General features: G+C 55.2%; 22 protein-coding genes and 1 pseudogene. 12 read left to right on the top strand and 11 right to left on the bottom strand.

Going from position 1 to position 26112, the window contains the following annotated elements:
• Positions 1-16 precede the first annotated feature (16 nt).
• On the bottom strand, positions 17-523 hold the full coding sequence (gene tpx / locus B2Q93_RS13480) for a thiol peroxidase (protein ID WP_040075395.1): 507 nt from the start codon (positions 521-523) through the stop codon (positions 17-19).
• Positions 524-628: 105 nt separating this feature from the next.
• Here tpx and ycjG point away from each other — a divergent pair, with 105 nt between their 5' ends.
• Positions 629-1594, top strand: coding sequence for an L-Ala-D/L-Glu epimerase (gene ycjG, locus B2Q93_RS13475; protein ID WP_286933474.1), 966 nt, complete (start codon positions 629-631; stop codon positions 1592-1594).
• On the opposite strand, the gene mpaA is transcribed toward ycjG, so the two are convergent.
• A complete protein-coding gene (mpaA, locus tag B2Q93_RS13470; protein WP_207291833.1) occupies positions 1585-2298 on the bottom strand; it encodes a murein tripeptide amidase MpaA in 714 nt (237 codons plus the stop codon). The genes ycjG and mpaA overlap by 10 nt on opposite strands.
• Before the next feature lie 185 nt (positions 2299-2483).
• On the opposite strand from mpaA, the gene B2Q93_RS13465 reads away from it, so the two are divergent.
• Positions 2484-4100 (top strand): peptide ABC transporter substrate-binding protein, encoded by a 1617-nt coding sequence (locus B2Q93_RS13465; protein WP_212475774.1) that lies wholly within the window; start codon positions 2484-2486, stop codon positions 4098-4100.
• Positions 4101-4174: 74 nt separating this feature from the next.
• On the opposite strand, the gene B2Q93_RS13460 is transcribed toward B2Q93_RS13465, so the two are convergent.
• The gene (locus tag B2Q93_RS13460; protein WP_286933624.1) at positions 4175-5407 is read right to left on the bottom strand and encodes a GGDEF domain-containing protein; all 1233 of its coding nucleotides are present in this window, start codon (positions 5405-5407) and stop codon (positions 4175-4177) included.
• Positions 5408-6185: 778 nt separating this feature from the next.
• Between B2Q93_RS13460 and B2Q93_RS13455 the strand changes: the two genes are divergently transcribed.
• The 4 genes from B2Q93_RS13455 to dbpA all read left to right on the top strand — a co-directional run bounded on the left by B2Q93_RS13455 (position 6186) and on the right by dbpA (position 10292).
• Entirely contained in the window at positions 6186-7328 is a 1143-nt protein-coding gene (locus B2Q93_RS13455) for a methyl-accepting chemotaxis protein (protein WP_286933471.1), read from the top strand.
• A 122-nt stretch (positions 7329-7450) separates the two neighbouring features.
• Positions 7451-8434, top strand: a complete 984-nt coding sequence (zntB, locus tag B2Q93_RS13450) for a zinc transporter ZntB (protein WP_040078480.1) — start codon at positions 7451-7453, stop codon at positions 8432-8434.
• Between the two features lie 274 nt (positions 8435-8708).
• The gene (locus B2Q93_RS13445; RefSeq protein ID WP_072039506.1) at positions 8709-8891 is read left to right on the top strand and encodes a hypothetical protein; all 183 of its coding nucleotides are present in this window, start codon (positions 8709-8711) and stop codon (positions 8889-8891) included.
• A gap of 27 nt (positions 8892-8918) precedes the next feature.
• Positions 8919-10292, top strand: coding sequence for an ATP-dependent RNA helicase DbpA (dbpA, locus tag B2Q93_RS13440; RefSeq protein ID WP_046885238.1), 1374 nt, complete (start codon positions 8919-8921; stop codon positions 10290-10292).
• Positions 10293-10335: 43 nt separating this feature from the next.
• Here dbpA and ttcA read toward each other — a convergent pair whose 3' ends face one another.
• Positions 10336-11271: a tRNA 2-thiocytidine(32) synthetase TtcA gene (gene ttcA / locus B2Q93_RS13435; RefSeq protein WP_286933468.1), complete on the bottom strand. Its 936-nt coding sequence runs from the start codon at positions 11269-11271 to the stop codon at positions 10336-10338.
• Positions 11272-11282: 11 nt separating this feature from the next.
• A pseudogene (locus tag B2Q93_RS13430) lies at positions 11283-11524 on the bottom strand (site-specific integrase); the annotation flags it as partial.
• A 531-nt stretch (positions 11525-12055) separates the two neighbouring features.
• Between B2Q93_RS13430 and B2Q93_RS13425 the strand changes: the two are divergent.
• Entirely contained in the window at positions 12056-12478 is a 423-nt protein-coding gene (locus B2Q93_RS13425; protein WP_046885239.1) for a GFA family protein, read from the top strand.
• Between the two features lie 37 nt (positions 12479-12515).
• Here B2Q93_RS13425 and B2Q93_RS13420 read toward each other — a convergent pair whose 3' ends face one another.
• The 3 genes from B2Q93_RS13420 to nifJ all read right to left on the bottom strand — a co-directional run bounded on the left by B2Q93_RS13420 (position 12516) and on the right by nifJ (position 17914).
• A complete protein-coding gene (locus tag B2Q93_RS13420) occupies positions 12516-12728 on the bottom strand; it encodes a KTSC domain-containing protein (protein WP_207291828.1) in 213 nt (70 codons plus the stop codon).
• A gap of 188 nt (positions 12729-12916) precedes the next feature.
• Positions 12917-14026 (bottom strand): porin OmpC, encoded by a 1110-nt coding sequence (ompC, locus tag B2Q93_RS13415; RefSeq protein ID WP_286933467.1) that lies wholly within the window; start codon positions 14024-14026, stop codon positions 12917-12919.
• A gap of 363 nt (positions 14027-14389) precedes the next feature.
• Positions 14390-17914, bottom strand: a complete 3525-nt coding sequence (nifJ, locus tag B2Q93_RS13410) for a pyruvate:ferredoxin (flavodoxin) oxidoreductase (RefSeq protein ID WP_286933466.1) — start codon at positions 17912-17914, stop codon at positions 14390-14392.
• 268 nt (positions 17915-18182) lie between these two features.
• On the opposite strand from nifJ, the gene B2Q93_RS13405 reads away from it, so the two are divergent.
• Positions 18183-18449 (top strand): DUF333 domain-containing protein, encoded by a 267-nt coding sequence (locus tag B2Q93_RS13405; protein ID WP_040078481.1) that lies wholly within the window; start codon positions 18183-18185, stop codon positions 18447-18449.
• On the opposite strand, the gene hslJ is transcribed toward B2Q93_RS13405, so the two are convergent.
• Together hslJ and B2Q93_RS13395 are read right to left on the bottom strand one after the other, a co-directional pair.
• The gene (hslJ, locus tag B2Q93_RS13400; RefSeq protein ID WP_286933465.1) at positions 18450-18863 is read right to left on the bottom strand and encodes a heat shock protein HslJ; all 414 of its coding nucleotides are present in this window, start codon (positions 18861-18863) and stop codon (positions 18450-18452) included.
• A gap of 133 nt (positions 18864-18996) precedes the next feature.
• Complete coding sequence (locus B2Q93_RS13395) at positions 18997-19986, bottom strand: 2-hydroxyacid dehydrogenase (RefSeq protein WP_040075411.1); 990 nt, start codon at positions 19984-19986, stop codon at positions 18997-18999.
• 314 nt (positions 19987-20300) lie between these two features.
• On the opposite strand from B2Q93_RS13395, the gene B2Q93_RS13390 reads away from it, so the two are divergent.
• Genes B2Q93_RS13390 through B2Q93_RS13380 form a run of 3 tightly spaced genes read left to right on the top strand, consistent with a single transcriptional unit; the run spans position 20301 to position 23456 of the window.
• A complete protein-coding gene (locus B2Q93_RS13390) occupies positions 20301-22940 on the top strand; it encodes a YdbH family protein (RefSeq protein ID WP_286933464.1) in 2640 nt (879 codons plus the stop codon).
• Positions 22937-23128, top strand: coding sequence for a YnbE family lipoprotein (locus B2Q93_RS13385; RefSeq protein WP_212475786.1), 192 nt, complete (start codon positions 22937-22939; stop codon positions 23126-23128). The genes B2Q93_RS13390 and B2Q93_RS13385 overlap by 4 nt, the downstream gene beginning before the upstream one ends.
• A gap of 7 nt (positions 23129-23135) precedes the next feature.
• Positions 23136-23456 carry a YdbL family protein gene (locus B2Q93_RS13380; RefSeq protein WP_286933463.1) on the top strand — a complete coding sequence of 107 codons (321 nt, stop codon included), beginning with the start codon at positions 23136-23138 and terminating at the stop codon, positions 23454-23456.
• Here the strand turns inward: B2Q93_RS13380 and feaR are convergent, their stop codons facing one another.
• On the bottom strand, positions 23457-24365 hold the full coding sequence (gene feaR / locus B2Q93_RS13375; protein ID WP_286933622.1) for a transcriptional regulator FeaR: 909 nt from the start codon (positions 24363-24365) through the stop codon (positions 23457-23459).
• A 236-nt stretch (positions 24366-24601) separates the two neighbouring features.
• On the opposite strand from feaR, the gene B2Q93_RS13370 reads away from it, so the two are divergent.
• Positions 24602-26101, top strand: coding sequence for an aldehyde dehydrogenase family protein (locus tag B2Q93_RS13370; RefSeq protein ID WP_286933461.1), 1500 nt, complete (start codon positions 24602-24604; stop codon positions 26099-26101).
• Positions 26102-26112: the final 11 nt, after the last annotated feature.

The raw sequence follows: 26112 nt of genomic DNA, 5'->3' as shown, positions 1-26112 counted from the left end.
TATTTTGCCGTAGCGCTTAGGCTTTCAGGCTTTCCAGCGCAGCCGTGTAATCTGGCTCGGTGGTAATTTCATCCACCAGCTGACTGAAGACGACATTGTCGTTTTCATCAATGACCAGAACAGCACGCGCGGCCAGGCCTTTCAGCGCGCCTTCGGCGATGCCCACGCCATAGTTCTGCAGGAAATCTGCGTTACGCAGCGTAGACAAGGTGATGACGTTGCTCAGGCCTTCTGCGCCGCAGAAGCGAGACTGGGCAAACGGCAGATCGGCGGAAATGCACAGCACCACGGTGTTGTCCATTTCAGTGGCCAGTTGGTTGAATTTACGCACTGATGCGGCACACACGCCAGTGTCGATGCTTGGGAAAATGTTCAGGACTTTACGTTTGCCAGCAAACTGGCTCAACGCGACGTCGGACAGGTCTTTTGCTACGAGAGTAAAAGCCTGTGCCTTGCTACCCGCCTGCGGAATGGCACCAGCAACAGCAACCGGGTTGCCCTGGAAATGAACGAGTTGTGACATGGATATCTTCCTGTTTACATATAGTTAACGTCGCCGCTAGTGTATGACAACAGCGAATAACACGGCAAACCCTATTTACGATAAGTCGCATTACAGGAGCGAGTGATGAAAACCCTCAAGGTTTACGAAGAAGCCTGGCCTCTGCATTCACCCTTTGTCATCTCCCGGGGTGCCCGCAGCGAAGCCTGCGTCGTGGTCGTTGAAATCGAGGAGGAGGGCATTAAAGGTGTGGGGGAGTGTACGCCTTATCCGCGCTACGGCGAAACGCCAGCCTCTGTGATGGCGCAAATTATGGCCCTGGGGCCAGAAATCGAGCAGGGTATGACGCGCGAAGCGCTGCAGGCAGCTCTGCCCCCCGGAGCGGCTCGTAATGCCGTGGACTGCGCCCTCTGGGATCTTGCCGCCCGTCAGCAGGAGATGCCCCTGGCGCATCTGGCGGGTGCCACGCTCCCCCAAAGCCTCATAACGGCTCAGACAGTGGTCATTGGCGAGCCTGAGCAGATGGCCGCCAGCGCCCAGGCGCTCAGCGCGGCCGGAGCAAGATTGCTGAAGGTCAAACTGGACGATCGCCTGATAAGCGAACGGATGATTGCGATCCGTGCGGCAGCGCCAGAGGCTACGCTGATTGTCGATGCTAATGAATCCTGGCACGTTGAAGGGCTGGCGGCGCGCTGCCAGCTGCTGGCAGACCTCGGGGTGGCGATGCTTGAGCAGCCTCTCCCCGCGGGGGAAGATGCGGCGCTCGCAAACTTTATTCATCCGCTGCCCATCTGTGCCGATGAGAGCTGCCACACGCGCGCAAGCCTGAGTGAGCTAAAAGGGCGCTATGAGATGGTCAATATAAAACTCGATAAAACGGGTGGGCTGACCGAGGCGCTGGCGTTAGCTACTGAGGCGCAGGAGCAGGGGTTCGCCCTGATGCTGGGCTGCATGCTCTGCACCTCCAGAGCCATCGGCGCCGCGCTGCCGCTGGTGCCAGAGGTCAGCTTCGCCGACCTGGATGGCCCCACGTGGCTGGCGGTCGATGTCTCACCCGCCCTGCAGTTTCGCGCCGGTACCCTCTATCTTTGAGCTTCCCAGCGCAGCAGGCCCACCATCGCTTTCAGATACTTTTCGCTGGCTTCGTCAGAAGAGATGGGGGGGAACTCTGCGGTGATGCAGTGAAGACCCAGGTCCGCACACCAGCTACCAAACGAGCCTGGCGTTTCATAGCCGACGCTGGTGACCAGTGGCAGGGAGAAAGCCTCTGCCAGCCAGCGTCCCAGCGCCGTATGGCCGGGGTCCTCTATACAGGCGAGCGGATCGTGAAACGAGACCACCCATGCCGGGTGCAGCTTGTGAATCAACTTGCACAACCCCTGGGTTTCGGGCTCTGAACCTGGTTTTTCGCCGGTTAGCAGCACCACATCCCGCTCTTCTGCCGCGCTGTTCCAGCGATAAACCGTCTCGCCTGCGCGCCAGTTTGCTGCCGGGAAGTTGCGATTTAAATCCACCCCGCGCGCGTTGGCGCGCAGCCCCAACTGACACCCATCCGGATTAACCGTCAACACCACGTGATGCCGACGCTGTTCGGGCGCCAGAGTGCGTAGCGCGCAGGAGAGGGTGACAATCGAGGAATTTTCATCGCCATGGGTGCCGGCGATGATAAGGCCACTTTCACGATCGGCATTGGGCGCGGGAAACCAGATAAGCGGCGCGCCAAGCAGTGAGCGACCATAATGTTCGGTGCCGGGAGGAAAAGCGCCACGTTCTGTTCGGGGGCGAGTAAGGGTCATAGGGGATCCTGATGATAATGGTGCTTACTGGCAGTGTTGTGCAAAACATCTGCTTAATCAAATAGTTTCGCCAGCCCGGGAAAACTGGCGTATATCATGTTTCCGGCGTAAGTTATTTGCATTTCACTGTTCTGAAACAAATAATTAGCCATCTGCTTGTTAGCCACTATTCCAGAGAGGATCTCATGAAGCATCCTGTTTCGCTGCTTACTTCTGCCCTGTTGCTGTGCGGCCTGTCATCCTGGTCCTTTGCGGCGGATATTCCTTCCGGCACGCAGCTGGCGCCGAGACAGGAGCTGGTTCGCCATATTAAAGATGAACCCGCATCACTCGATCCCGCCAAAGCCGTGGGGCTGCCTGAAATTCAGGTTATACGCGATCTGTTTGAAGGCCTGGTAAACCAGAACGAGAAAGGCGAGTTGGTACCGGGTGTTGCTACCCGCTGGCAGAGCAATGACAACCGGGTCTGGACCTTCACCCTGCGCGATAATGCCCGGTGGTCAGACGGTACCCCGGTCACGGCGCAAGATTTTGTTTACAGCTGGCAGCGTCTGGTTGATCCGAAAACCACGTCGCCTTTTGCGTGGTTTGCTGCGCTGGCAGGCGTGACCAACGCCCAGGCGATCATTGACGGGAAAGCCACGCCAGACAAGCTCGGCGTGACGGCGGTAGATAACCACACCCTGCGCGTGCAACTGGATAAACCCTTGCCGTGGTTTGCTAACCTTACCGCCAGTTTCGCCTTCTATCCGGTACAAAAAGCCAACGTCGAAAGCGGTAAAGAGTGGACCCGCCCTGGTGCGCTGGTAGGAAACGGCGCGTTCGTGCTGAAAGATCGGGTGGTGAACGAGAAGCTGGTGGTCGAGCCCAATACGCATTACTGGGACAATGGCAAAACGGTGCTGAAGAAGGTGACCTTTGTGCCGATCAATCAGGAGTCTTCCGCCACCAAACGCTACCTGGCGAACGATATCGACATTACCGAATCTTTCCCGAAAAACCTCTATCAAAAGTTACTGAAAGATATTCCAGGGCAGGTCTATACGCCCCCTCAGCTAGGTACCTATTACTACGCCTTTAATACCCAGAAAGGGCCGACCGCCGATGCCCGGGTGCGTCTGGCGCTGAGTATGACCATCGACCGGCGCATTATGGCCGAGAAAGTCCTGGGTACGGGCGAAAAACCGGCCTGGCACTTCACCCCGGATGTGACGGCGGGCTTTACTCCAGAGCCGTCGCCGTTTGAGCAGATGTCGCAAGAGGAGCTTAACGCCCAGGCGAAAACCCTGCTTCAGGCGGCAGGCTATAATCCTCAGCGCCCATTGAAGCTGACGCTGCTGTACAACACCTCTGAAAACCACCAGAAAATCGCCATCGCGGTGGCGTCGATGTGGAAGAAGAACCTCGGCGTGGATGTGAAGCTGCAAAACCAGGAGTGGAAAACCTACATCGACAGTCGTAACACCGGCAACTTCGATGTGATCCGCGCCTCGTGGGTAGGGGATTATAACGAGCCGTCGACTTTCCTCTCGCTGTTGACCTCCACCCACACGGGGAATATTTCACGCTTCAACGACCCGGCGTATGACAAGGTGATTAACCAGGCATCCATGGAGACCACCGCGAAGGCGCGGAATGCGGATTACAACGCCGCAGAGAAAATTCTGGCCGAAAAAGCCCCAGTGGCCCCGATTTATCAATACACCAATGGCCGCTTGATCAAACCCTGGGTGAAGGGCTACCCGATCAATAACCCGGAAGACGTGGCCTACAGCCGCACGATGTATATTGAGAAGCACTGATGCGTAGCGGTTGCCTGTGAAGGTCAGGCAACCGCGCCTAATCAGAAGGGGGGGCGTGAAACCAGGCTACCCCTTCAGGCGGCCAGCACCTTGTTATGCCCATCGTTTTTTGCGCGGTAGAGAGCATCATCCACCCGTTTGAAAAGTTCATCTATGTTCTCGTCCGGGTTGTGACGTGCGACACCAATACTGACAGTAAAGCGCGGCAGGCCGGGAAGGGCGATGTGAGCAATAGCGACGCGAAGAGTTTCTGCCAGTTGTAAAGCCGCTTCCAGTGAAGTGCGGGGGAGCAGCAGGACAAACTCTTCGCCCCCCCAGCGGAAGACGTAATCGTCTTTGCGGCAACAACTCTCCAGCATCCTTGCAAGGGCAATTAATACCTCATCCCCCTTTTGATGGCCGAACATATCATTAATATCTTTGAAGTGATCGGTGTCCACCAGCAGCAGGCTGAACTCCTGCTGGAGCGGCAGCTGAGCGGCGGTTGTTTTGTCGGTCAGACTATAGAACTGACGGCGGTTCAGCAGCCCCGTGAGTGAATCGCGAAGGGCGGCGTGCTCAAGTTCCTGCTCCAGCCTTTTTTGCTCGGTAATATCGTGAATGATGCACAGCATCAACTTATCGCCATAGATTTCAATTGGCCCGGCGTAGGTCTGTACGTGGCGGGTGGTCCCGTTTGCGAGGCGATGGACAAAATTCAGCGGCTTATGTCCGCCGGGCAAGCGGGCGATTTCGTTCATGACTGGCAAGATGTTCCGGCCAAGTGTGTTGATCTCCCAGGTATGTTTGCTGCACATCTCGTCATGGTTATAGCCGTAGAAAGTGAGGGCCGCGACGTTGGCATCTACGATCTGGCCGTCACGGGCCGGATCGATCAGCAGCATCGGCGCGCTGTTAGTGAGAAAAAAGCGGGCGTAAAAACCCTTTTTTTTACGCTGATAGGTGGCCGAGCGGGTGGCTTTGAGTCCCGTCGCAGGCTGGGGAGGCAGACCTTCGAAGACAATCACTTCGCCATAAGGGGCAAAGGAGGTCAGCGACAGCCGGCAGCTCAGGGTGATTTTTTCGTCGCGATGCAGGATAGTCCAGACCTCAACAATCTCCTGCTGCGCTTTTAAATCTGGAACATACATGGCCAGCGACGTTTGCGCATGGGCGCAGTAATTCCCCTTACGCAGCGCGTCGAACGTTGCCCCCTGCATAAACGCTTTCGCCACCGTATTGGCAAAAAGCAGGGTTTCTGTTTCCGCGGAGATCAACCAGACGGGCGTTTTAAGAATATTAAGCGCATCAAACTCAGGTAGCGACATAATTAAGTCCCATTTATCGGCACGCAGCCTGGACCATAACGGAAACGACACGCACGGTTTTCTTTGCAACATACTCTACTTCATACCATCAGGCATGATTTTTTTGTGAGACCCGCGCATGATTCTTATTTATTTTACTGACGGCTAACGTTTTCCTGTCGCCACGAACGGAGCTGAAAACCGGGTCTCAATCGCCACTTAATGAATCAACAAACGCGCGTTCGCGGTAAAACGTTGGGTCCGTACAGGGTCGTCAATCATCGGGATGATTAGCAGGGAGTCAGGATAGAACGGGGTGGTGGATGAGAACCGGAATAAAAACACTGTTTTATAAATTATTGCATCTCTGGCCTGCAGAAGTCGAAACAGTCTGGCAAATAATTGACCATTCGGTCAAAATATTATTTCTGGGTCTATACGTTATCGGTATTCAGCGAAAAATCTTTATCATTATTTGTAGCGGTATTGAAGAAACATGCCATCTCGATAATACTTAAGCGTGACTAAATTAGGTTTAATCAACCCTGATTCTTTTCATCAGTGAGACGTAGCGCAATTAAAAACTACGTTGTTAAAAAATAACGATATAGTATATAGAGCGCATGCGTACTGGAGTTTTTGCTGGTTTGTATTTATTAATGACAGATTATATCCTTACCTAACGCAAATTAACTGGTATGACCACCAAAGGCAACAAGACCTTAAATTTGAGATGAAAAATAAAAAGGCGGGTGCTATAAACTCAATATCGACAAAAATATCGATTGCGGACTCTATTATGCTTAAAAACATTAGCGTAAGAACATTTGTTCTTGTTTATCTCGTGGGCGTCTTTTTAATATCCAATTTCCTGGTTGCAGTGTCTCCCGGGAAATTCACTCTACTGATCGCGTTGAACATTTTCTTCATCGTCGCTTTTTTACTCTTATTCACCTATTTGACACAATTTCTTGTGAAGCCGATCAATACTGTGAAAAGAAGTATTGAAGAAGTTACCGCGGGCAAACTGGGCGTAATCATTCCCGAGTTCGGTAATAATTGCGCCGGGCGATTAATCCCGGGCATTAACACGCTATCCGGCAATATCGCGACGCTGGTAAGTGAAATTCGTGCCTCTTCACAAACGGCGATGAGCCTGTCGGATCAGCTGGCGGCGCGCAGCGCGGCCCTTTCGGCCAAAACAGAGCAGCAGTCGGCCTCGCTGGTAGAAACGGCGGCCAGCATGGAGCAGATGGCCGCCACCACGCGTAACACGGCAGACAACACCCGTCTGGCCAGCGAGCGGGCGAATGCCGCCACACAGCAGGCGAAAAAGGGGGGCGAGTTGATGGGGCAGGTGGCGAATAATATGAATTCGATAACCGAATGCGCTCAGCAGATGACCGAAATTATCTCCATGATTGACGGTATCGCTTTCCAGACCAATATACTGGCCTTGAACGCGGCCGTAGAGGCCGCACGCGCCGGCGACCACGGTAAAGGCTTCTCGGTCGTGGCGGGTGAGGTACGTAGCCTGGCCCATCGCAGTGCGGAAGCGGCCAAAAACATTAAATCGCTCATCGACGTGACCAGCCATAACGTCAACCAGGGGGCGATGGTGGTGTCGGAGGCAGAAAAGAACATGCGCGATATCGTGAGCGGCTCGGGTCAGGTGAGCCAGCTCATGAATGAGATCTCGAACTCCACCAGCGAACAGGAGATGGGCATTGCGCAAATCACCCTCGCGCTGAGCGACCTGGAGAACGTGACCCAGAGCAACGTGGCGATGGTCGATGAACTCTCTGGCTCCTCTGCGGTATTAAAAAATCAGGTGATTGAGCTGCAGGCTCGCACGCGTAACTTCCGTCTCGAGCAAGAGAATACGGAAAACTATGGCATGGATGGTCGACGATTAGCCTCGCGAATGGGGCACTCTTACTAAAGATAAAGCCTGGTTCGCCAGGCTTTTTTATGAGCAAATTCAGCGCGATGCCCATGTAAATTGTTGCTTAACATGCCAGGGTGGCTAGACTGACAACAAGATAGATGAAAGGCGGAGGCGCTGTGGAAGGCATTAAAGGATCTGAAGTTAACGTTCCTGACGCGGTATTTGCGTGGATACTTGACGGAAAGGGGGCAGCAAGGCCGCTGGAAAACGACGATATCATCGATCGTGAACACCCTTGCTGGCTTCACCTGAACTACACGCAACCTGAGAGTGCTGACTGGCTGGCATCGACCCCATTACTCCCCAACTATGTGCGCGATGCGCTGGCTGGGGAAAGTCTGCGCCCGCGCGTTACGCGAATGGGTGAGGGTACCCTGATCACCCTGCGGTGTATTAATGGCAGCACCGATGAACGTCCCGATCAGCTGGTAGCGATGCGCGTGTATATGGATGAGCGGCTCATTGTCTCGACGCGTCAGCGCAAGGTACTGGCGCTGGACGATGTCATTAATGATCTGAAAGAGGGGACCGGGCCGGAAGATTGTGGTGGCTGGCTGGTGGATGTCTGCGATGCCCTGACCGAGCACGCCAGCGAGTTTATTGAAGAGCTGCACGATAAAATTATCGATCTGGAAGACAATCTGCTCGATCAGCAAATTCCCCCGCGCGGTTTCCTCGCGCTCCTGCGCAAACAACTGATTGTGATGCGGCGCTATATGGCTCCGCAGCGCGATGTCTATGCACGGCTGGCGAGTGAGCGCCTGAGCTGGATGAATGACGATCAGCGCCGGCGGATGCAGGATATCGCTGACCGTCTTGGCCGCGGGCTGGATGAGATTGACGCCTGCATCGCGCGAACCGCGGTGATGTCCGATGAGATTGCGCAGGTGATGCAGGAGTCGCTATCCCGGCGCACCTACACGATGTCGCTGATGGCGATGGTCTTTTTACCCAGTACCTTTTTAACCGGCCTGTTTGGCGTCAATCTGGGCGGTATTCCCGGAGGGGCATACCGCTTCGGTTTTTCAGTGTTTTGCATCATGTTAGTGGTTTTAATCGGCGGTGTTGCATGGTGGTTGCATCGCAGTAAATGGCTGTAAATTTACGCATTTCTCAGGTTGTGAAAAGCTTAAAACGCCATTTTACTTGAGCGAGGTCAAGAAACTGCCTGTCGTAAAGGTGCACTATTCGTTTCGCAGGTGAATGCAACGTCAAGCGATGGGCGTTGCGCTCCATATTGTCTTACTTCCTTTTTTGAATTACTGCATAGCACAATTGATTCGTACGACGCCGACTAAAATAGTCGGCTTTTTTTTGCCTGTCGTACAGCAGCGTCTACCCTAAAAGAGTCACTCCCAATGCCCGGAGGGTAAAATGACCTGTCTGTTAACACTGCTGCTCTGGCAGCCACAACAATCGGACCCGGTGCCTACCGACCCGGTACCTGTGCCCGAACCTATTCCGCGTCCGCAACCGATGCCGGATCCACCCCCTGATGAAGTTCCGATTAAAATGTCGCATCGTAAGGGCAGATCTGCGAGGATACGCGCCTGCTGACTGTGACTTTTTAACGCGAGAATAATTGTGACCGCCTTTTCTACACTGAACGTACTGCCTGCCGCCCAACTCGATAATCTCAACGAGTTGGGCTACCTGACGATGACCCCTGTACAAGCTGCCGCGCTTCCGGCGATCCTTGAGGGACGCGATGTACGCGTGCAGGCGCAAACCGGCAGTGGTAAAACGGCTGCATTCGGTCTTGGCCTGTTACAGCACATTGATGCCTCGCTGTTCCAGACGCAGTCGCTGGTACTTTGCCCGACCCGGGAGCTGGCGGATCAGGTGGCTGGCGAACTGCGCCGTCTGGCGCGTTTCTTGCCTAACACCAAAATTTTAACCCTCTGCGGCGGTCAGCCGTTCGGCGCCCAGCGCGACTCCTTGCAACATGCGCCGCACATTATCGTTGCCACGCCGGGCCGTCTGTTAGATCACCTGCAAAAAGGGACGGTGTCGCTGGAGGCCCTGCAAACATTGGTGCTTGATGAAGCCGACCGCATGCTGGACATGGGATTTAGCGAGGCCATCGACGAAGTGATCCGTTTTGCCCCTGCCTCTAAACAAACCCTTCTCTTTTCGGCGACCTGGCCACAAGCCATTGCGGCGATCAGTGGCCGGGTGCAGCAAAATCCACTGGCGATCGAGATCGACACTGTGGATGCGTTACCCGCGATCGAACAGCAGTTCTTTGATACCACGCAGCAGGGCAAAATCCCGCTGCTCCAGAAGCTGCTAAGCATTCACAAACCCGCCTCCTGCGTGGTGTTTTGTAATACTAAAAAAGATTGCCAGTCGGTGTGTGACGCCCTGACCGCGGCGGGCCAAAGCGCGCTCTCCCTGCATGGAGATTTAGAACAACGCGATCGTGACCAGACTCTGGTGCGTTTTGCCAACGGCAGCGCGCGCGTGCTGGTGGCGACGGATGTGGCGGCGCGAGGCCTGGACATCAAATCCCTGGAGCTCGTGGTGAACTACGAGCTCGCATGGGATCCCGAAGTCCATGTCCACCGTATCGGACGTACTGCGCGTGCAGGGAACAGCGGGTTAGCCATCAGCTTCTGCGCGCCGGAAGAGGCGCAGCGCGCCAACATCCTGGCGGAGATGCTGCAAATTAAACTGAACTGGGTCACAGCCCCGGCGAATGTCAGTATTACGCCGCTGGCGGCGGAGATGGCCACCCTGTGCATTGATGGCGGGAAAAAAGCCAAGATGCGTCCGGGTGATGTGCTGGGGGCGTTAACCGGTGACATTGGGCTGGAGGGTGCCGATATCGGGAAAATTGTTGTCCATCCCGCTCACGTTTATGTGGCAGTACGTCAGTCGGTTGCGCAGAAAGCCTGGAAACAGTTGCAAAACGGAAAGATTAAAGGGAAAACCTGCCGCGTTCGCCTGCTGAAATAAGCGGGGAAATCGCGTCTCAGCGCTTGTCTGAGACGCGTTGTTTTTATTTCACTTCAATGACGTTCAGGCGCATCTCATCCAGCTGTGCGTCATCTTCTTCCGGCTGCCATCCCGCCGGCTGCATCGGAATCTCTTCGCGGTCAAAGGCCAGATCGCCGCCGTTCACCACTTCCGAACCGTGCTTAATGCCTTTGAAGTCAAACAGGTTGATATCGCTAAGGTGCGATGGCACCACGTTCTGCATGGCGCTGAACATGGTTTCTATGCGACCTGGATAGCGTTTGTCCCAGTCACGCAGCATGTCGGCAATCACCTGGCGTTGCAGATTAGGCTGCGAGCCGCAGAGGTTACACGGAATAATCGGGAAGGCTTTAGCCTCGGCAAAGCGCTCGATATCTTTCTCGCGGCAGTAGGCCAGCGGGCGGATCACAATGTGCTTACCGTCATCGCTCATCAATTTTGGCGGCATGCCTTTCATCTTGCCACCGTAGAACATATTCAGGAACAGGGTTTGCAGGATGTCGTCGCGGTGATGGCCGAGGGCAATCTTGGTGCAACCCAGTTCGGTGGCAGTACGGTAGAGAATACCGCGGCGCAGGCGAGAGCAGAGCGAGCAGGTGGTTTTGCCTTCCGGGATCTTCTCTTTCACAATGCCGTAGGTATTCTCTTCAACAATCTTATACTCCACACCCTGCTGTTCCAGATATTCCGGCAGGATATGCTCCGGGAAGCCCGGCTGTTTCTGATCAAGGTTGACCGCGATCAGCGAGAAATTGACCGGGGCGCTCTGCTGGAGGTTTCGCAGGATCTCCAGCAGGGTATAACTGTCTTTACCACCTGACAGGCAGACCATGATGCGGTCGCCTTCTTCAATCATGTTGTAATCCGCAATGGCTTCGCCGACGTTACGACGCAGACGCTTTTGCAGCTTGTTCAGGTTGTACTGTTCTTTTTTACTAATATCTTGATTCTGTTGCATTTAAAAGTTACTCAGATATCGAATGGGGCACCAGTGGGGTAAAGCGCCGGTCTGGTCTTCAGCATTACCGCCTGTTCGCTATTGCTCTCATTTTCGAGAAAGCAAAGATTTCGTACACCCTCTGCGCATGAATGTGCCCCATCCGATTAACAATAAAAGACGGGTTAGCGCCTGCTGGTCATCACCAGCATGCGAAAGTGTGCCGTGTATGGTACGGATTGCGGCGACGAATGCCAGCATGTTTTAGCGCAGAACGTCACTCTTGCTTCCTGCGCAGCAAAATTTGTAAACGCTTCAGGAACGCATAAAGGGTAAAGAGCGTGCATCGCCTCTATTTTTCTCACGCGTAGCAGGTAAAAATTAATGATCGCGGTCTGCTAAATAGCGCGCTTAAAGGGCACCATGATAAAAAAAAGCCCCCACAAGGAGGGCTACAGGAGTCTCAGTCTTAACGCTCTTTTTTTATTGATGTTTCCCCGGAGTTGGCATTCTCCGCATCAGAGTCATCAATAGCCTGGCAGCCTGGCCACCAACAACAAGCGTATGGCCTGGTGATTAGGACTTTCCTTACGTATAACCTCACACATTAGCCCCCAAGCCCATTAATTACGACAAATTAAGCACCTGAGCGGCAATGCCTTGCCCAGCCAAAGTACAAGAAGGCGTCACGTCATGCCCGGCAGGCGGGCAGTAATCGCCAGCGCGTCTTACACTTAACCCGTACCGGTGGGGCCTGTCATAACAGGGTGCGCATTTTTAGCAGAGTTTCAGCGAGGGGGATCTTATGGCAAATAAAGTGTCAGCGCAGTGCCACTGCGGCGCGGTGCAATTTACGGTTGAGCTGTCGGATGGGTTTAACACCATCCGCCGCTGTAACTGCTCCTTTTGCCGTATGCGCGGCGCGGTAGTGGTCTCGGCACCGCTGTCGGGCGTGACGGTGCTGAAAGGCAAAGATAAACTGACAGAGTACCGATTTAACACGCGGACGGCGGCGCACTATTTTTGTTCAGTATGCGGCATCTACACCTTCCATCAGCGTCGTTCCAGGCCCGATCAATATGGCGTGAACGTAGCCTGCATTGAGTATGTTTCGCCGTTCGACTTCCCGGAAGTGGAGGTTTCGGAAGGGACCGTACATCCGAACGACGGCGGCGGCGGGCTGGCGGGAATACTCACCTATCGCCCGGTCCGCAGGCTGGCGGATTAGCCTGGAGGTTAAGGGCAGACGCACAGCGGAGGTGCGTTCACCGAAGCTTCGTCTCTTTAAACTTCCCTTTTACGACACCATCATAGAAGCGACCTTTCGAGACGACGCTCAAAAAGTCGTTATAAATACGTACCGGCACACGCTGATAACGGTACGCGCTGCGATCGATAAAACGAATCTCCAGCGTTTCGCTAAATGTATCGTAAGCAATAGACGCGATGCGTGAAGATTTGACGGCGTGATGATTCATAGCAAGGTCCCCTTTACTTCGAGGCAGAGGTGATAGTAATCCTGGCTCAATTCCCCCGGTTGACGCAACTAAAAAGAGTGGTTGCGTGTAAAGCCTAAATATAAGGTTATGAACGGTGGGTGTGAAATAAGCAAAACTGATGGGCTGCTATAAAATAATCGCCCGCGAGGATACGCGGGCGGCTGTTATCAGAACTGATAAACCAGACCGGTGGCGACGATATCGTCGGTACCTATGCCATTGGCGGCATAGAAGGCGTTGTCTTCATCCAGCAGGTTGATTTTATAATCAACGTAGGTAGACATATTTTTGTTGAAGTAGTAAACCGCACCCACTTCAGCATATTTCACCAGATCCTGGTCGCCCCAGACGTGGCCCAAATCTTTCCCTTTTGACTGCAGATAAGAGACGACCGGACGCAGACCGAAATCGAACTGATACTGGGCAGTGACTTCGACGTTCTGGGTTTTATTGGCGACCGCGTCATCAAATTTGCCATACGGGGTCATATTACGGGTTTCAGAGTACATGGTCGCCAGGTAAATGTTGTTGGCGTCGTATTTCAGGCCGGCGGTCCAGGCATCTGCTTTGTCACCGCCCGCCGTAGTACGGTTGATCTGCGCGTTGGTACGGTCAGACGTGGTGTAGGCCGCGCCGGCGCTGATACCCATCCCGAAATCGTAGGTAGAAGAGATACCGAAGCCGTCCCCGTTTTCATGACGAATGTCGCGACCGTTATTGGTGCCTTCGTTCCCGTTGCCCTCATCTTCGTTGTTACCCTGATACTGCAGCGCTACGTTCAGGCCTTCAACCAGGCCAAACAGATCCGCATTGCGATAAGTCGCCACGCCGTTGGCACGGTTGGTCATGAAGTTATCTGCTTTGGAATAGCTGTCGCCACCGAACTCTGGCAGCATATCGGTCCAGGCCTCGACGTCGTACAGCACGCCATAGTTACGACCGTAATCGAAGGTGCCGTACTGGCCGAACTTGAGGCCCGCAAAGGCCAGACGCGTCCAGGACTGATTTTCAGACCCTTCGGTATTATTGGCCTGGACGTTATATTCCCACTGACCGTAGCCAGTCATCAGATCGTTAATCTGGGTTTCGCCTTTAAATCCCAGACGGATATAAGTTTGATCGCCGTCAGCCCCTTTATCGTCAGAGAAATAGTGCAGGCCATCAACCTTGCCGTAGAGATCTAATTTGTTGCCATCTTTGTTATATATTTCTGCCGCATGAGCTGTGCTAGCCATTAAAAGGGCAGGGATGATCATAGCCAAAACTTTTCTTTTCATGATGACGAATCCTCAAGCTATATTTTATTATTTAATACGTGCTGAACCTTCCCGGCTGGAAAGGTGTCTCATGCTAATTCACTCGCTTGCGGAGTCACAAAGTATAATTGTTACTATGTAAGTAAAATCTCAAGGATATAATGCAGGGGAAATAATGATAAGTTACATGAATATATTTAAGTGGAACTATGTGAAATAGGAATTATACCTGTTCCGTTAACTGTATTAGAATAGACTGCGTTATATGCCCGTTGTTATTTCAATTCGTTGAGAACACGATTTAAAATTTTAAATCCTATTGTTTTCCAAATGGAACAGCCCGAAGACAAATCTTCGGGCTTTTTTTATACCGCTAAATAGGGATTACTCGCTCGGCGCTTTCTCCGCTTTACCGGCCATCTGCGCCAGGAAATCATAGCGTTTTTGCAGATCGGCGGCGGCGTCTTTCCAGAGCTGCTCTGCCACCTCCGGCTGCTGCGCGTTAAGACGACGGAAGCGTTGCTCCTGCAATAGCGTCTCGGCCAGCGCGTCGGACGGGGGACGTGAATCCAGCGCCAGCGGCAGTTTACCTTCATCGGCGCGACGCGGATCAAAGCGATACAACGGCCAGAATCCGGTTGCGGTAAGCTGGCGCATCTGGTCGTGGCTCAGCGCCAGATCGTAACCATGCTCTTCGCACGGGCTGTAGGCGATAATCAGCGACGGGCCTGGATACGCTTCCGCCTCCTGGATCGCTTTCACGGTCTGGTTAAGCTGGGCACCCAGCGAAATTTGCGCCACGTACACATGGCCATACATCATCATGCTGACGCCCAGGTCTTTGCGCGCTTTGCGCTTGCCATGCTCGCCAAATTTGGTCACTGCACCCAGCGGCGTCGCTTTCGATGCCTGACCGCCCGTATTGGAGTAACACTGAGTATCCAGCACCAGAATGTTCACGTTTTCCGTCAGGCTGAGCACGTGATCCAGCCCGCCAAAGCCGATGTCGTAAGCCCAGCCATCACCGCCGATAAGCCAGATCGATTTTTCCACCAGCGCGTCGGCATCGGTAAGGAGCTGTTCAGCCCCCGCAACGCCCTGAAGCGCACTGCGCAGCGCAGTAACCTGCTCACGACGAACGTCTGGCGTCGCGTCAGCGTGCAGCGCCGCGTTCAGATCAGCCGGGATGTTATCGGCAAACTGTTCCAGCAGGCGCATAACCCGCACCCGGTGCTGGTCTACAGACAGGCGGAAGCCCAGACCAAACTCGGCATTATCCTCAAAGAGAGAGTTCGCCCAGGCCGGCCCGCGGCCATTGGCATCGGTAGTGTACGGCGTGGAGGGCAAATTCCCCCCGTAAATAGAGGAGCAGCCGGTGGCATTGGCGATGAGCATCCGGTCGCCGTAGAGCTGGGTCAACAGCTTAATATAGGGCGTTTCACCGCAGCCGGAGCAGGCGCCGGAGTATTCAAACAGCGGCGTAATAAGCTGTGAGGTACGAATATCGATCCGCTCAAGCTGGTTGCGATCAATTTCCGGCAGGTTAAGGAAGAAGTCGTAGTTGGTTTTCTCCTCCTCGACGTGCTCCAGCCGGGACATCATATTGATGGCCTTGATCTCCGGGTTCTGGCGATCTTTAGCCGGACACACCTCAACGCAGAGATTACAGCCGGTGCAATCTTCAGGCGCGACCTGCAGCACATACTTCTGTCCGCGCATGTCGCGGGATTTCACATCCAGTGAATGGAGGCTGGCCGGTGCCGTTTCCATCGCCTCAGGCGAGACCACTTTCGCACGGATGGCCGAATGCGGACAGGCGGCAACGCAGTGGTTGCACTGCGTACAGAGCTCCGCTTTCCAGATCGGAATGGCTTCGGCGATATTGCGTTTTTCCCAGCGGGTGGTGCCCAACGGCCAGGTGCCGTCCGGCGGCAGCGCGGAGACGGGCAGGGCATCACCCAGACCTGCCAGCATCGCGGCGGTGACGGTTTTAACAAAGTCTGGTGCTGCATCCGATACCACCGGTGGACGATGCGGACTGCTGGCATTTACCGCCTGCAACGGCACTTCCGCCAGCGATTCGCGGGCCAGCGCCAGCGCTTGCCAGTTGCGCTCCACCAGCTCCTGCCCCTTGCTGCTGTAACTTTTTGCAATCGCCCCCTGCAGTTCCATCAGGGCGCTGTCGCCTGGCAGAATATTTGTCAGGTGGAAGAACGCCATCTGCATCACGGTGTTAATGCGCGCCGCCAGACCGCACTCGCGGGCAATTTTTGCGGCATTCACCACAAAGAAGCGCGCTTTTTTCTGATTCAGCATGGCCTGCACGTCCTGCGGCAGACGCCCCCAGACCTCATCGGCGCTGTAGGGGGTATTCAGCAGGAAGATGCCGCCCGGTTTCAGGCGCTCTACCATCTGATATTTGTCGATAAACTGCAGCTGGTGGCAGCCAACAAAATCGGCCTGCGACACCAGATAGGCAGAGCGAATCGGCTCCTCGCTGACGCGCAGGTGCGAGACGGTTAACCCGCCTGCTTTTTTCGAGTCATAGACAAAATAGCCCTGGGCATACCAGGGGGTGGAATTACCAATGATTTTGATGTTGTTTTTGGTGGCCGACACGCTCCCGTCGCTGCCCAGACCGTAAAACAGCGCTTCAAGCTTCGCACGCGAGGGCAGGGTGTTTTCCGGTAATGGCAGAGAGAGGTGGGTTACGTCGTCGTAGATCCCCACGGTAAAGCGCGGCTTCGGCTTGCTGGCCTGCAGTTCGTTAAAGATTGCCAGCACGCAATCCGGGCCAAACTCTTTAGATGAAAGGCCATAGCGCCCGCCAATAACGCGCGGCAGTGTTTCGCGCTCGCCGCTGCTGAAGGCTTCCGCCAGCGCGGTCATCACATCCAGATGCAGCGGCTCCGCCTGCGCGCCGGGCTCTTTGGTGCGGTCCAGCACCGCCACGGCGCGTGCGCTCTCGGGCAGTGCGGCCAGCAGGTGTCGGGCCGAGAAGGGGCGATAAAGACGCACTTTTAGGACGCCCACTTTTTCGCCACGGGTCAACAACTCATCGACCACCTCTTCACAGGTCCCGATGGCCGATCCCATGATCACTATCACGCGCTCCGCCTGCGGGTGACCGTAATACTCGAAGGGCTTGTACGCCCGTCCGGTGGCATCGGCAAAGTCGTTCATCGCCTGCTCCACGTGGTCGTACACCGCGTTGTACCACGGGTTGGTGGCCTCCCGGGACTGGAAATAAGTATCCGGGTTTGCTGATGTACCGCGAATCACCGGGTGTTCCGGATTCAGCGCCCGGGCCCGGTGGGCATCGATCTCTGCCTGCGGCAACAGGCTACGGATGGTGTCGTCCGTAATCGACTTAATTTTGTTGATCTCATGCGAAGTGCGGAACCCATCAAAGAAGTGAATAAAGGGCACGCGGCTCTTGAGAGTGGCAATGTGTGAGATCAGGGCAAAGTCCTGCGCTTCCTGGACGCTGCCCGCGCAGAGCATGGCGCAGCCGGTCTGGCGTACGGCCATAACGTCGGAGTGGTCGCCAAAGATCGACAGGGCGTGCGTGGCAACGGTACGGGCCGCCACGTGCAGTACAAACGGCGTTAACTGTCCGGCCAGTTTGTAAAGCGTCGGGATCATCAACAGCAGTCCCTGCGAAGAGGTAAACGAGGTTGAGAGCGCCCCCGTCTGTAACGCCCCGTGCACCGCGGCGATCGCCCCGGCTTCTGACTGCATCTCAACAACGCGGGGCACATCGCCCCAGACGTTTTTTAAACCATTACCCGACCAGGCATCGGCCTGTTCAGCCATTGTGGAACTGGGGGTAATTGGGTAAATGGCGATCACTTCACTGGTGCGAAACGCGACGGACGCGACTGCGCCATTACCGTCAATAGTTTGCATAGGAGACACCCTTACATTGCGCAAAAAAGAGGGGACTCGCGCGCGATGACGAGTCCTGTAATTATCCTTTAATGTTAGCAAAGGTAGGGTTTTTCAATTTTCGCTTTTGTGTCCTGGGAGACGGCCGCGCCCCCGATCAGATCAAGGTTTTGCCAAAAAATTGCGAGAAAATGTTTCGCGGACGCATAAATACGCGTATGCGGTCTCGACGCGAGCGGAGTGGGTGCCTATGATGGTTAGGTTTTGCCAATTCATGTGGGGAGAAGTTATGCGTGCAGCATTTTGGGTAGGGTGTGCCGCCTTGTTACTGTCGGCCTGTAGCAATGAACCTGTTCAGCAGGCCACCGCCGCGCACGTCGCGCCGGGGATGAGAGCGGCGATGTCCAACTCGGGACAAGCGAACTGCGCCATGATTGGCGGCTCGCTCTCGGTTGCACGTCAACTGGATGGCTCGGCCATCGGCATGTGTGCCTTGCCCAACGGCAAACGTTGCAGTGAACAATCGCTTGCCGGCGGATCGTGCGGAAGTTACTGATTACTCCACACGTTTAAACATCAACGTCGTTTCTGCCGTCGCCAGGGTTAATTGATCCTGGGTGAGGTCAACCTGCGCGCCTTTGCGCAGCATAGTGCTGAGCGTATTATCCAGCTCATTACGCTGAGGGTCTGTACAGAGTTTGCGCGTAATCGCCATCTCTTTGACCTTCAGTTCGCCCTCTGAGAGCTTCCCTTCACCGCTGAAGCGGTTACACATCACCCCTGATACGGCCATTTTCTCACCAAACGCGATTTCAGGTGGTGTGGCGGAGGGCTTTACGGCGGCGCCGTTAACACTTTCCAGCACAAAGCGGTGGTTCTGTAACTGATCTTTTTGCACTGAGGCTTTCCCTGGGTTTACACAACCGGTCAGGGTCAGGCTTAACAGCGTTACTGCAACGAGCGTTTTCATTTTGGTTCTCAACATTATTACTGCGAAATGCCTAACTCACATTCTATAAAGGATGTGAAAAATATCATCGGGCTTAATCTGAAAGCGAAAAGGCATTGTCCATATCTATGTATGAACAATGCCTTGCGGGACATTATACCAGCGCGTTCGGGCTCTCTTCCCCTTTGGCCAGCTGGCTGAGGTTACCGAGGGTGGTCTCAGAGATGCTGATCAAGGCTTCGGCCGTCAGGAAGGCCTGGTGGCCGGTGAACAGCACGTTATGGCAGGCCGACAGGCGACGGAACACGTCATCCTGAATCACGTCGTTTGATTTGTCTTCAAAGAAGAGATCGCGTTCGTTCTCGTAAACATCCATCCCCAGCGCACCGATTTTCTGCGTTTTCAGCGCTTCGATCGCGGCCTGAGAATCAACCAGACCGCCACGGCTGGTGTTGATGATCATCACCCCGTCTTTCATCTGGTCGAAAGCGCTCTGATTGAGCAGGTGGTAGTTTTCCGGGGTCAGCGGGCAGTGCAGGGAGATCACATCGGACTGGGAGAAGAGCGTCGGCAGATCAACATACTCAACGCCGAGATCCAGCGCCGCTGCGCTCGGATAGGGATCAAACGCCAGCAGACGCATACCGAAACCTTTCAGAATACGCAGTGCCGCTACGCCAATTTTACCGGTACCGACCACCCCAGCCGTTTTACCGTACATGGTAAAGCCGGTCAGACCTTCGAGGGAGAAATTCGCATCACGGGTGCGCTGATAGGCACGGTGAATACGACGGTTCAGGGACATCATCATACCAATGGCATGTTCAGCCACGGCTTCCGGAGAGTAGGCCGGGACGCGAACCACTTTCAGCCCCAGCTCTTTGGCGGCATCGAGGTCCACATTATTAAAGCCCGCACAGCGCAGGGCGATATACTTCACCCCTTGTTTCTTCAGCTCTTCCAGCACCGGTCTGCTCCCGTCATCATTGACGAAAATGCAGACGGCTTCGCAGCCGTGCGCCGTTTTGGCCGTTTTTTCAGTCAGCAGAAAGTCGAAAAATTCAAGCTCGAAGCCATACGCCTCGTTAACATGTTGCAGGTACTTTTTATCGTACTGCTTTGTGCTATATACCGCGAGTTTCATAGGACTTTCTCCAGTGATTTAACTTCATAGTAGCGTAATTAAAATAATTTTACATTTTATGAAAAATTATTGAAATCAATATCTTCTATGAATAATTCTAGAGCATCTTTGCGTCTGAACTCTATCAGATTAAAACAACAGGGTTTTATTCTGCCACTCTCGCTTTACCCTAACGCATCAGCACACGCGGTTTACCGCTTCGGGTCAGAGCAACTATCCTTAAAACGCACCTGGCTTCAATCTGGCGGCTAAACGTGCCACAATGCCCGGCATTGCCGGCAAATATTTTCGCTAAATCAGGATATTAACTACCCATGAAGGGTAAATACAAAGCCGCCATCGCGCTCCTTCTGCTGCTGTTACTGCTGCCATTGACGCTGCTGATGACCCTTGCCCAGTGGGTTCCGACCCTGGCCGGGATCTGGCTGCCAGTGGGGACCCGCATTGCCTTCGAAAAAAGCCCGCACCTGACGCGCCACGCCCTGGTCATCCCCGATCTGCGCTATCTGGTAGAAGATTGCGAAATCGCGCGCATCGAAAATGCCACGCTCTCTCACCCCAGCCGCTGGAAGTTCGACGCCGCTGCGGTCACGCTTAATAGCGCCTGTTTCAGCAAAATTCCGCAAAGCGCGCCGAGCGCAGCCGCCCCGAAGACCCTCGCAGAGTGGCAATCATTACTGCCCAATACCTGGCTGAGTATTGATCGCCTGACCCTGGCGCCCTGGCAGCAGTGGCAAGGCAGAATTACCGCTTCACTGACCCCGAAAGTGCAGGAAATCCATTACGACGGTGAATCAATCAAGCTGCGTGGTACGCTGCGCGGACAAAATCTTACCGTCAGCGATGTTGAGATCCAGTTGCCAGACTCGCCCCAGCCGGTGAAGCTGGTGGGCGAATTCACGCTTCCGCTCGTACCGGACGGCCTGCCGGTACAGGGGCATGCCGTGACCACCTTCTCGGTGCCCCAGGTTAACTCTCCGGTCGATGCCGAACTGGAGTGGCAGGATAACAGAGGTCAACTGGTGATGATTGCCCGCGAAAGCGGCGAGCCGTTGCTGGATCTTCCCTGGCAGATCACCCCGGAGCAATTCTCCATCAGCGATGGCCGCTGGAGCTGGACGCAATCGGGCATTCCGCTTGGCGGTCGGCTGGGGGTGCGAATTGAAAACTGGCAGCAGCGCATCGATAAGGCCACTATTTCTGGCCGGATGAACGTAGTCACCTCCGGTGATGCCGGAAAGGGTAACGCCGTGCTCAGCTTTGGCCCCGGCACGTTAAGTATGGATAACAGCAATATGCCGCTGCATCTTAACGGTGAGGCCAAGCAGGATGATCTCATTTTCTACGCCGGGCTCCCGGCAACGCTGACGGGCAGCCTGGCCGATCCTAAACTGGCTTTTGCCCCCGGGGCGCTGCTACGTTCGCGTGGCCGTCTCATCAACGCGCTGAATATTGATGAAGTGCGGTGGCCATTAGCCGGGGTCACGCTTACCGGTAATGGCATTGATGGACGTTTACAGGCCATTTTGCGCGCGCATGAAAATGAGATGGGTAACTTCACCCTCCATCTTGACGGCCAGGCGAACAACTTTTTGCCGGATAAGGGGCTGTGGCAGTGGCGTTACTGGGGCGAGGGACATTTTCTGCCCATGCAGGCGCGTTGGGATGTAGCAGGCAAGGGCGAATGGCGCGACACGGTGATTGCGCTGAATGCGCTCTCCACCGGCTTTGATAAACTGCAATACGGCTCTATGCTCGCCAGCAAGCCGCGGCTGGTACTGGAAAGCCCGGTGCGCTGGCAGCGAGACCCTGCCGATCCCCATTTTAGCGGCGCGCTGGCCTTTAATGCACAAGAGACGACCTTTACCGGCGGCAGCGTGCTGCCGCCCTCCACCCTGACGTTCAGCGTCGATGGCACCGATCCCACGCTCTTCCAGTTTAAAGGGGCGCTGCACGCCGGGGCTATCGGCCCGGTACAGGTGAATGGCCGTTGGGATGGCGAACGTCTACGCGGGCAGGCGTGGTGGCCGCAGCAGTCGTTAAACGTCTTCCAGCCCCTGGTCCCGCCTGACTGGAAAATGAAGCTGCGCGATGGGGAGCTCTATGCCCAGGTCGCCTTTTCTGCGGCGGCGGATCAAGGTTTTGAGGCGGGAGGACATGGCGTGCTAAAAAACGGCAGCGTCTGGATGCCCGACAACGAGATCAACGGCGTCGATTTTGTCCTGCCATTCCGCTTCAGCGAGGGCGTCTGGTCGCTGGGCACCCACGGCCCGGTTACGCTGCGTATCGCGGAGGTGAAAAACCAGGTGACGATGCACCATATCACCGCCGACCTGCAGGGCGATTACCCATGGCGCGAAGAGGCGCCGCTGCTGTTAACCGACGTCAACGTCGAACTGTTGGGGGGCAAGGTCACCATGCAGCAACTGCGGATGCCCCAGCATGATGCGGCATTATTACGCGTGCAGAACATCTCCTCCAGCGAGCTGATCAGCGCCGTGAATCCGAAGCAGTTTACCCTCTCCGGACCAGTGAGCGGGGCGCTGCCGTTCTGGCTGGATAACGATAAGTGGATTATCAAAGATGGCTGGCTCTCTAACGCCGGGCCAATGACCCTGCGTATCGATAAAAACACGGCAGACGCGATCGTAAAAGACAATATGGCCGCCGGCGTCGCTATCGACTGGCTGCGCTACATGGAAATTTCTCAGTCGTGGACAAAACTCAATGTAGATAACCTGGGGGAGCTGACGCTATCGTCAACGCTTAAAGGCATCAGCCGCGTGGATGGCAAATCGAATGCCGTTAACCTGAACTACACCCATCAGGAAAATGTGTTTACTCTCTGGCGCAGCCTGCGCTTTGGCGACAACCTGCAAGCGTGGCTTGAACAGAACGCCACCTTACCAGCAACCCACTGCCCGAAGGGCAAGGAATGTGAGGAACAACAATGAGAACACTGGCCGGTGGCGTCGCCGCCGTTGTCGTTATGCTGCTGACGGGCTGTACGCCGCGTATCGAAGTGGCGGCCCCGAAAGAGCCCATTACCATCAATATGAACGTGAAGATCGAACACGAAATTCACATTAAAGTGGATAAAGACGTGGAAGCGCTGCTGAAATCCCGCAGCGATCTATTCTGAGGTGGTCATGAAGAAATCCTTAGCCATCATTCTGCTTACGCTGGGACTCTGCGCGCAGGCCTCGGCGCTCACGTTGAACGAAGCCCGCAGCCAGGGGCGTGTAGGGGAGACGCTGGACGGATACCTGGCGCCCGTGGCTCAGGATCGCGAGACGCTGGCGCTGGTGGCGCAAATTAACCAGGCGCGTACCAACAGCTATCAAAAACTGGCGGACAGCAACAACATTCCGGTAGACGAAGTGGCCAAAATGGCTGGCATCAAGCTGGTGGAGCGCGCCCGCCCCGGTGAGTATGTCAAAGGCATTAACGGCAAGTGGCTAAAGAAGTGATCAGCGGTGGCGTTTGCGGTATTCGCCGGGTGAGATGCCAAATCGTTGCTTAAAGGCGGTAGAAAAATGGCTGTGATCGGTAAAGCCCCAGCTGTAACCAATGCCCGCCAGCTTCTCTTCATCGCGGGTTGCGCGCAGCATTTGCGCGCAGAAATCGAGACGACGGTTTTTAATGTACTGCGCGACCACCAGTCCTTTATCGGCAAACATACGATAGAGACTGCGTACTGACATACCGCTCTCTGCCGCAATCCACTCGGGGCGCAGATGTTCCGCCTGAATATGATCGTCAATCAATGACAGCACGCTTTTGAACTGGCGCTCCTTGCGCGGCAGGGTGCTTTCACGCTGCTGTAGTACCGGACGCAGTAAGCAGACCATCGCCTCCAGCGCCGCTTCGCTCTCTTGCTCGCTAAGCGTCGGGTTGCTCATGCTCTCCTGCATCAGACGGTGGCTTAATTGTACCGTGGGCAGGGTATGGGAGAGTTTTTGTGCGCAGCTCACCTCCTGAAAACGGAAGTGCTGTTCAAGGATCTGTCGGGGCAGCAGCAGGGAGATTTGGCGAGACTTCTCCTGCCAGTAAAGCGAGCAGGGGCGCGAGGCGTCGATTAAGCTAATATCCCCGGCCGCCAGGGTGATCTGACGGTCATCCTGTTCCAGTCCCGCCACGCCTTCAAGCTGGAAAACGGTATAGAACCAGGCGTCGTTACTGTGCTTAATCTCCTGGCGGGTGCGAAACAGATTCACGCCACCGGCGGTCACGGTGCTCAGCTTCAGGTTACCGGTCCAGGTCGACTCCAGCTCGCCAAAAAATTCACCGTTCATTGGCCGGGCCGCGAAACTGCCGCAAACCGCGTTAATTTGCGCCAGCCAGTGCTGAAATCTTTCCTGTTCGCTTACGCACGCCATATTCATTCCCGTCACGCCGTTAATGTTTAAGCATTGTTGCATTTATGTTGCCAAATTCCACAGGCATTGCGCTGACTATAGGAAAGAACACTTACCGGGAATAGTGTAATAAGCGGGAATTATCACGAATTGCGGTGCCTGTCACAGGTGACAAAGTGAATGTCATAGAGATAAAAGCGGATTTGCCAAAGCCACCTTAGACTGCTGTGACACCCTGCGAAAGATAAGGAGAAGGTATGTCTGATACTCAGGTCGCCGTACTGCAAAGCGTGCAGCAATTTTTAGACCGCCAGCACGGTCTCTGGATCGAGGGAGAGCAGACTGCCTCCGATAGCGATAACCGTCTGGATGTGTTCAACCCGGCGACCGGCGAGGTGATTGCCACCACCGCCGACGCCAGCGCCCAGGATGTCGATCGCGCGGTCATGTCCGCGTGGCGCGCCTTTGTGGGCCGTAGCTGGGCGGGTAAATTGCCCGCCGAGCGTGAACGCATTCTGCTGCGTTTTGCCGATCTGGTGGAGCAGCACAGTGAGGCGCTTTCCCAGCTTGAAACCCTGGAGCAGGGCAAATCCATTAATATCTCCCGCGCCTTTGAAGTGGGCTGCACCCTGAACTGGATGCGTTATACCGCCGGACTTACCACCAAAATTACCGGTAAGACCCTCGACCTCTCTATTCCAATGCCCCAGGGGGCGCGTTACCAGGCCTGGACACGCAAAGAGCCCGTCGGCGTTGTGGCGGGCATCGTGCCGTGGAACTTCCCGCTAATGATTGGTATGTGGAAAGTGATGCCCGCGCTGGCGGCAGGATGCTCGATCGTGATCAAGCCTTCGGAAACCACGCCGCTGACCATGCTGCGGGTGGCCGAGCTGGCAAGCGAAGCGGGTATTCCCGACGGCGTCTTTAACGTGGTCACGGGCAGCGGGGCAGTGTGCGGCGCCGCCCTGACCAGCCATCCCCATATCGCTAAGGCAAGCTTTACCGGCTCTACCGCCACCGGCAAGCAAATTGCCCGCGCCGCGGCGGAGCGTCTGATGGGCGTCACCCTTGAGCTGGGTGGCAAAAACCCGGCCATTGTGCTGAAAGATGCCGATCCGGCCTGGGTTATTGAAGGGTTAATGACCGGCAGCTTCCTCAACCAGGGCCAGGTGTGTGCGGCCAGTTCGCGTATCTATATCGAAGCGCCGCTGTTCGATACCCTGGTAAGCGGGTTTGAGCAGGCGGTGAAGTCCTTAAACGTCGGGCCGGGCATGTCCCCGCAAGCACATATCAACCCGCTGGTCTCCCGCGCCCATTGCGACAAGGTTCAGACCTTCCTTGATGAAGCCCAATCCGGGCACGCGGAGCTGATTACCGGCAATCGTGGGCCGGACGGTAAGGGCTACTATGTCTCGCCAACGCTGGTGGTGAACCCGGATGCCAGCCTGCGCCTGACGCGGGAAGAGGTGTTTGGCCCGGTCGTCAATTTAGTGCGGGTGGCCGACGGGGAAGAGGCGCTGAAGCTGGCGAACGACACGGAATATGGCCTGACCGCCAGCATCTGGACGCAAAACATCAGCCATGCGCTTTCGTACAGCGATCGACTGCAGGCCGGTACCGTCTGGGTGAACAGCCATACCCTGATTGACGCCAACCTGCCGTTCGGTGGCATGAAGCAGTCCGGCACCGGGCGTGATTTTGGCCCCGACTGGCTGGACGGCTGGTGTGAAACCAAATCGGTTTGTGTACGGTATTGAAGTTAGCTGAA

The sequence above is a fragment of the Leclercia sp. UBA5958 genome (assembly GCF_002430365.1).
GTDB classification, from domain to species: domain Bacteria; phylum Pseudomonadota; class Gammaproteobacteria; order Enterobacterales; family Enterobacteriaceae; genus Enterobacter; species Enterobacter pneumoniae.
The sequence above is the reverse complement of the archived record's forward strand: the minus strand, read 5'-3'. Positions and strand labels throughout refer to the sequence as shown.